General features: G+C 64.1%; 7 protein-coding genes. 5 read left to right on the plus strand and 2 right to left on the minus strand.

The genetic code is table 11. The features are described 5' to 3' along the window. Nucleotides 1-464: 464 nt before the first annotated feature. The 4 genes from ABE459_RS25465 (at nucleotide 465) to ABE459_RS25480 (ending at nucleotide 3,332) form a co-directional block, all read left to right on the plus strand. Nucleotides 465-1,130 carry a FadR/GntR family transcriptional regulator gene (locus ABE459_RS25465; RefSeq protein ID WP_258705011.1) on the plus strand — a complete coding sequence of 222 codons (666 nt, stop codon included), beginning with the start codon at nucleotides 465-467 and terminating at the stop codon, nucleotides 1,128-1,130. Nucleotides 1,131-1,143: 13 nt separating this feature from the next. Next, on the plus strand, nucleotides 1,144-2,424 hold the full coding sequence (locus tag ABE459_RS25470) for a CynX/NimT family MFS transporter (RefSeq protein ID WP_258705010.1): 1,281 nt from the start codon (nucleotides 1,144-1,146) through the stop codon (nucleotides 2,422-2,424). Between the two features lie 100 nt (nucleotides 2,425-2,524). Continuing rightward, nucleotides 2,525-2,995, plus strand: coding sequence for a nuclear transport factor 2 family protein (locus ABE459_RS25475; RefSeq protein WP_125465330.1), 471 nt, complete (start codon nucleotides 2,525-2,527; stop codon nucleotides 2,993-2,995). A 43-nt stretch (nucleotides 2,996-3,038) separates the two neighbouring features. Continuing rightward, nucleotides 3,039-3,332 (plus strand): GIY-YIG nuclease family protein, encoded by a 294-nt coding sequence (locus ABE459_RS25480; protein ID WP_125465329.1) that lies wholly within the window; start codon nucleotides 3,039-3,041, stop codon nucleotides 3,330-3,332. A gap of 262 nt (nucleotides 3,333-3,594) precedes the next feature. Here ABE459_RS25480 and yejK read toward each other — a convergent pair whose 3' ends face one another. Beyond that, entirely contained in the window at nucleotides 3,595-4,602 is a 1,008-nt protein-coding gene (gene yejK / locus ABE459_RS25485) for a nucleoid-associated protein YejK (protein ID WP_125465327.1), read from the minus strand. Between the two features lie 391 nt (nucleotides 4,603-4,993). On the opposite strand from yejK, the gene ABE459_RS25490 reads away from it, so the two are divergent. Further along, nucleotides 4,994-5,275: an HU family DNA-binding protein gene (locus ABE459_RS25490; protein WP_110993227.1), complete on the plus strand. Its 282-nt coding sequence runs from the start codon at nucleotides 4,994-4,996 to the stop codon at nucleotides 5,273-5,275. Between the two features lie 129 nt (nucleotides 5,276-5,404). Here the strand turns inward: ABE459_RS25490 and rlmF are convergent, their stop codons facing one another. Beyond that, nucleotides 5,405-6,343, minus strand: a complete 939-nt coding sequence (rlmF, locus tag ABE459_RS25495) for a 23S rRNA (adenine(1618)-N(6))-methyltransferase RlmF (protein ID WP_125860064.1) — start codon at nucleotides 6,341-6,343, stop codon at nucleotides 5,405-5,407. Between the last annotated feature and the right edge of the window lie 79 nt (nucleotides 6,344-6,422).

Below are 6,422 nucleotides of genomic sequence, written 5' to 3' on the forward strand. Positions count from 1 at the left end.
TGTTTTTGCTTTTGCTTCTAAGCGCGCGATAGTCCAGGCAACACAAATTGCGACTTCAGGAGGCCGAGTGGAGGTGACTGGAGGGCCCTGGTGCGCAGCACCCTTCGGCGTTAGCCGAAGGCGCGAGATGTAGACTTGCGCAGCAAGTCGTAGGCCGCGCGGGCCCGTAAGGCACCGGAGCGAGGGGACCCCGGAGCGCAGCGCAGGGGCCGTATGATGGGAGCGGGCGGCTTTGGTTACTTTGGCCGCGGCCGGCGAGGCAAGACCAAAGTAACCCGCCGTAAGGGCGGAAAGGTGACTAAAAGTCGCCATCGCCGCTGAATGCGCATACATCTACAAAAACCAACACACTAAGCCCCGAACCCGAACCCGAACCCGAACCCGAACCCGAACCCGAACCCGAACCCGAACCTTGCCACCCCCACCCCAACCCGCTATCGTCCCACCACCCCAAAATTCATCCGATGACTGGACGTACCCAGGTGACCCTCCTGATCAAACGCTCCCTGGTCGAGCAAGCCGTCGACCAGCTCCGCGACCGCATCGCCCAAGGCACCTGGTCGATAGGCCAGCGCCTGCCCACCGAGCCCGAACTGGCCAGCGACCTCGGCATCAGCCGCAACACCGTGCGCGAAGCCATGCGCGTCCTGGCCTTCAGCGGCCTGGTCGAGATCCGCCAGGGCGACGGCAGCTACCTGCGCACCGCCCAGGACCCCCTGCAAGCCGTGCAGGCCATGGCCCATTGCACCGTCGAGCACGCCCGCGAAACCCGCCATATCCTCGAAGCCGAAGCCATCGGTCTGGCGGCACTGCGCCGCACCGAGCAGGACCTGCGCGAACTGCGCCAAGCCCTGCAGCACAGCGCGGCGCACTTCCAGGGGGACGTGGACGCCTACGTCGAATGCGACATCAACTTTCACCAGCGCCTGGTGGATGCCGCCCACAACCCGGCGCTCAGCGAACTCTACCGCTACTTCTCCGGCGTGGCGGCCGCCGCCCTGCAGCACAACATGACCACCGTCCCCCGTTGCCAGGCGGTGTTCGACCTGCATGAGCAGATTCTCGACGCCGTCGCACAGCGCGACCCGGAACTGGCCAAGCGCCTGAGCCGAACCCTTATCGAATCCTGAACGGGAGACGGCCATGGCCGAACCTATGACACGCGACACGACTCCCCGCGAAGCGGAGCTCGACGAACTGCTGATCGACGCCGAGGCTGACGACGAGCAAGTGCAGCAACAGCCGGTGCTGTTGCGCCGGCCCTGGCTGCTGTTGCTGGGCCTGGTGCTGGTAGCGCTGAACCTGCGCCCGGCCCTGTCGAGCATGGCGCCGGCGCTGGGCCAGGTCTCGCAAAGCCTCGGCCTCAGCGCCTCGCAGGCGGGCTTGCTGACCACCTTGCCGGTGCTCTGCCTGGGGCTGTTCGCACCGCTGGCGCCGATCCTGGCGCGGCGCTTCGGCAGTGAGCGGGTGATCCTCGGGATCCTTCTCACCCTGGCCTTGGGCATCCTGGTGCGCAGCGCACTGGGCGTGACGGGGGTGTTCCTCGGCAGCCTGATGGCGGGAGCGAGCATCGGCATCATCGGTGTGCTGCTGCCGGGTATCGTCAAGCGCGACTTCCCACAACATGCCGGCACCCTGACCGGGGTCTACACGATGGCCTTGTGCCTGGGGGCGGCGCTGGCCGCCGGCGCAACCGTGCCGCTGAGCCAGCACTTCGATGACAGCTGGGCGCTGGGCCTGGGTTTCTGGATGCTGCCGGCACTGTTGGCGATGCTGGTCTGGCTGCCCCAGGCACAACAGGGCCACGGCCTGCATAAGGTGGCGTATCGGGTACGCGGGCTGTGGCGTGACCCACTGGCCTGGCAGGTGACGCTGTACATGGGCTTGCAGTCGTCGCTGGCCTATATCGTCTTCGGCTGGCTGCCCTCGATCCTGGTGGGCCGGGGCCTGAGCCCGACCGAGGCAGGCCTGGTGCTGTCGGGATCAGTGCTGGTGCAACTGATCAGCTCACTGAGCGCGCCGTGGCTGGCGACTCGCGGCAAGGACCAGCGGCTGGCTATCGTGGTGGTGATGCTGGTAACCCTGGCCGGCCTGTTCGGTTGCCTCTATGCGCCCATTGACGGGTTGTGGGGGTGGGCGGTGCTGCTGGGGCTGGGGCAGGGCGGTACCTTTGCCCTGGCCTTGACCCTGATCGTGTTGCGCTCCAAGGATGCGCACGTGGCTGCCAACCTGTCGAGCATGGCCCAAGGTGTGGGGTACACCCTGGCGTCCACCGGGCCCTTCGCTGTCGGCCTGGTGCATGACCTGACTGGGGGCTGGGATGCCCTGGGCTGGATCTTCGCAGTGCTGGGGATAGGGGCTATCGCATTCGGGCTGGGCGCCGGGCGGGCCCTGCATGTGCAGGTCAGCAGCGAGCGGGTGTAGACCACGCCGCCCGCGATCATCATTCACGGCGCGAATGGGCATGGTACTGCTGCGAGCCACGCAGTATCGTGCGGGTTCCGTATCTTCGCAGGACCACCCCATGAGCGATGCCAACAGCGCCCTGATCACCCGTTTCTACCAGGCCTTCCAGCGCCTGGATGCCGAGGCCATGGTGGCCTGCTACAGCGACGACATCGCCTTCAGCGACCCGGTGTTCGGCACCTTGCGCGGCCAGGATGCCGGCGATATGTGGCGGATGCTCACTCGCCGCGCCAAGGACTTCACCCTGACCTTCGACAACGTTCGCAGCGATGAGCGCGGCGGTGAGGCCCACTGGGTGGCGACCTACCTGTTCAGCCAGACCGGGCGGGTAGTGGTCAACGATATCCAGGCGCGTTTCGTGATCCGCGACGGGCTGATCTGCCAGCACGACGACAGCTTTGACCTGTGGCGCTGGTCGCGCCAGGCGTTGGGCATGCCGGGGGTGTTGCTTGGCTGGTCGCCGATGCTGCAGAACAAGGTTCGCCAGCAAGCCTTCAAAGGGCTGCGGGCGTTCCAGCAGACGCGCTGAGCGGGTAAGCTGGCGGCCATCTTCAGCTGTATCGAATCGAGCCGTGAGCGAGACACCTTCCACCGTCGAGTGCAAACCCTGGTACGTCTACCTGGTGCGGGCCGCCAATGGCTCGCTGTACTGCGGCATCAGCGATGATCCGCAGCGGCGCTTCATCAAGCACCAGAAAGGGCAGGGCGCACGTTACTTCAAGACCAGCCCGGCGCAGGCGCTGGTGTACGTGGAGCAGTGGCCGGACAAAGGCGAAGCGCTGCGCCAGGAGCGCCTGGTGAAGAAGCTGCGCAAGAAGGCTAAGGAGGCGCTTGTTGCCTCCTATTGCCAAACCATAACGCTCTGATTTGCGGGAGTGGGTTGGCCCGCGAACACCGGCATGGCCGGTGCCATCAACCGTGTTGCCTGCTTCGCGGGTAAACCCGCTCCCACATGTATTGCACGACAACTGTAGGAGCGGCCTTGTCGGGGCGCCGGACCGGTCGGAAAGGGCTGCGCAGCAGCCCCGGCGATTTTTGTTGCGTAGCTGAATTACTGGGGCCGCTTCGCGACCCAATCGCGACACAAGGCCGCTCCTACAGTAAGACAGTTGCTCCCACAGCGCATGTTCAGTCCTTGCGCCGCTTCAGCTGATCGACCAACTGCGTTGGCAGCCCCTTGATCACCAGCGTCCCCGCTTCCTCGTCATACTCGATCTTCGACCCCAGCAGGTGCGACTCGAAGCTGATCGACAGCCCTTCGGCCCGCCCGGTGAAACGGCGGAACTGATTGAGCGTGCGTTTATCGGCAGGGATTTCCGGCGACAGGCCGTAGTCACTGTTGCGGATGTGATCGAAGAACGCCTGCGGGCGGTCCTCGTCGATCAGGCTGGACAGCTCTTCGAGGCCCATCGGCTCGCCCATCTTGGTCTGCGAGGTGGCGTAGTCGACCAGGGTCTGGGTTTTTTCCCGGGCGGACTCTTCCGGCAGGTCTTCCTTCTCGACGAAATCGCTGAAGGCCTTGAGCAGGGTGCGGGTTTCGCCCGGGCCGTCCACGCCTTCCTGGCAACCGATGAAGTCACGGAAGTAATCCGAGACTTTCTTGCCGTTCTTGCCCTTGATGAACGAGATGTACTGCTTGGAGTTCTGGTTGTTCTTCCACTCGGACAGATTCACCCGCGCGGCCAGGTGCAGCTGGCCAAGGTCGAGGTGGCGCGATGGCGTCACGTCGAGTTCGGCGTTCACTGCCACGCCTTCGCTGTGGTGCAGCAGGGCGATTGCCAGGTACTCGGTCATGCCCTGCTGATAGTGGGCGAACAAGACGTGGCCGCCGGTGGACAGGTTGGACTCTTCCATCAGCTTCTGCAGGTGCTCGACGGCGACGCGGCTGAAGCTGGTGAAGTCCTTTTCCTGTTCCAGGTACTGCTTGAGCCAGCCGCTGAACGGGTAGGCGCCCGATTCGCCATGGAACAGGCCCCAGGCTTTGCCTTGCTTGGCGTTGTAGCTGTCGTTGAGGTCGGCCAGCAGGTTTTCGATGGCATCCGAGGCCGCCAGTTCGCTGTCGCGCGCATGCAGTACAGCGGGGCTGCCATCGGGCTTCTTGTCGATCAGGTGAACGATGCAATGACGGATTGGCATGGAATTCTCTGTGATGTAAGCGGGGGCGAGGCCGCGCTGCAAAGTCGCTCAGTTTACCTCAGGGTGGGGACGATGCAGTGGCCAGATGTTGGCAGAAATGACGGTTGTTCGTTTTTTGTTCATTTTTGTGCGTTTTTTCCTTAAACCCCCGAAAAACCTGCACAAAATCAGTGTCGACAGCGGATATTTATCGATTCCTGTGGTAGCTTTGCGCGGTCTTGCGCCCCTTGAATGGCGCATTGCTGGCAGCGTGCTGGCGGGGTGTCGAACCAAACGCCGATTTGCGCATCTACATACGCGATCGACGCGGCCTCTGGATTGTCCCGGGCTGGCCCGACCACCGACCAAGCACGCTGCACAACCTCTGATTTGATAGGGAAGGAACACCACCATGGCACTGACCAAAGACCAACTGATTGCCGATATCGCTGAAGCCATCGACGCGCCAAAAACCACCGCGCGCAACGCCCTGGAGCAACTGGGCCAGATCGTCGCCGACCAACTGGAAAACGGCGCCGAAATCACCCTGCCAGGCATCGGCAAGCTGAAAGTCTCCGAGCGTCCTGCCCGTACCGGCCGCAACCCTTCGACTGGCGCTGCCATCGAAATCGCTGCCAAGAAAGTCGTCAAGTTCGTTCCGGCCAAGTCGCTGAACGACGCCATCAACAAGTAATTGTTGCCGCGTTGACGAGACCGCGCCCGGCTTGCCCGGGCGCGGTTTTTTTGTGCTTGTGGGAGCCGGCTTGCCGGTGCCCTCCATCGTGTCGCCTGGATCGCCGGCAAGCCGGCTCCCACAGAAAGATCAGCGCTTGGTCAGCCAGCCCTTGCGCGCCTCGTCGTCATGGAAGCTCCACGCGACCATGCGGCTCTGCTTCTGCCCCTGGCCCATCTCGACGACATGCAAGGCCTTCACTCCGGCCTTCTTCAGCGCCGCCTCGATGCCCGGCAGGTTGCTGGCCTTGGATACCAGGCTGGTGAACCACAGCACTTGCGCTGCGTACTGCACGCTTTCATCGATCAGTTGGCTGACGAAACGGATCTCGCCGCCTTCGCACCACAGTTCGTTGTTCTGCCCGCCAAAGTTCAGCACCGGCAGCTTGCGCTTGGGGTCCTGCTTGCCGAGGTTCTTCCATTTGCGCTGGCTGCCGCGGGTGGCTTCTTCGCGCGAGGCATGGAAGGGCGGGTTGCACAGGGTCAGGTCGAAGCGCTCTCCCTCCTGCAACAAACCGCTGAGGATTTTCTTGCGCTCGGCTTGCAGGCGCAGGCCGATGGCCTTGTCCAGTTGGTTGGCCTGGACGATAGCCTTGGCCGAGGCCAGGGCGATCGGGTCGATGTCGGAGCCAGTGAAGCGCCAGCGGTAGTCGCTGTGGCCGAGCAGCGGGTAGATGCAGTTGGCACCCACGCCGATGTCCAGCACGCGCACCTGGGCGCCGCGTGGCACCTCGCCGGCGTTGTCGGCGGCCAGCAGGTCGGCGGCCACATGGATGTAGTCGGCCCGGCCCGGGATCGGCGGGCACAGGTAGTCGGCCGGGATGTCCCAGTGCTGGATGCCGTACTGGGCCTTGAGCAGCGCACGGTTGAACACCCGCACGGCTTCGGGGTTGGCGAAGTCGATGCTGGGTTTGCCGTAGGGGTTGGTGATGGTGAAGCGGGCGAGGTCCGGATGGGCCTTGATCAGTGCCGGGAAGTCGTAACGGCCCTGGTGGCGGTTGCGGGGGTGCAGGGTGGGTTTGTCGGTCATGGTTTCGGTCCTGAAAAGCATCGCGGGGCAAGCCCGCTCCCACGCGTCCGGTGTGGATCCCGTGGGAGCGGGCTTGCCC

Origin of the sequence: Pseudomonas sp. TWI923 (assembly GCF_039673365.1) — a bacterium.
Taxonomy (GTDB): domain Bacteria; phylum Pseudomonadota; class Gammaproteobacteria; order Pseudomonadales; family Pseudomonadaceae; genus Aquipseudomonas; species Aquipseudomonas sichuanensis.

Excerpts from the sequence above, each read along its gene's own strand:
- ABE459_RS25465 (WP_258705011.1), top strand. The coding sequence starts at position 465 with ATGACTGGACGTACCCAGGTGACCCTCCTGATCAAACGCTCCCTGGTC.
- ABE459_RS25470 (WP_258705010.1), top strand. The coding sequence starts at position 1,144 with ATGGCCGAACCTATGACACGCGACACGACTCCCCGCGAAGCGGAGCTC.
- ABE459_RS25475 (WP_125465330.1), top strand. The coding sequence starts at position 2,525 with ATGAGCGATGCCAACAGCGCCCTGATCACCCGTTTCTACCAGGCCTTC.
- yejK (WP_125465327.1), bottom strand. The coding sequence starts at position 4,602 with ATGCCAATCCGTCATTGCATCGTTCACCTGATCGACAAGAAGCCCGAT.
- ABE459_RS25490 (WP_110993227.1), top strand. The coding sequence starts at position 4,994 with ATGGCACTGACCAAAGACCAACTGATTGCCGATATCGCTGAAGCCATC.
- rlmF (WP_125860064.1), bottom strand. The coding sequence starts at position 6,343 with ATGACCGACAAACCCACCCTGCACCCCCGCAACCGCCACCAGGGCCGT.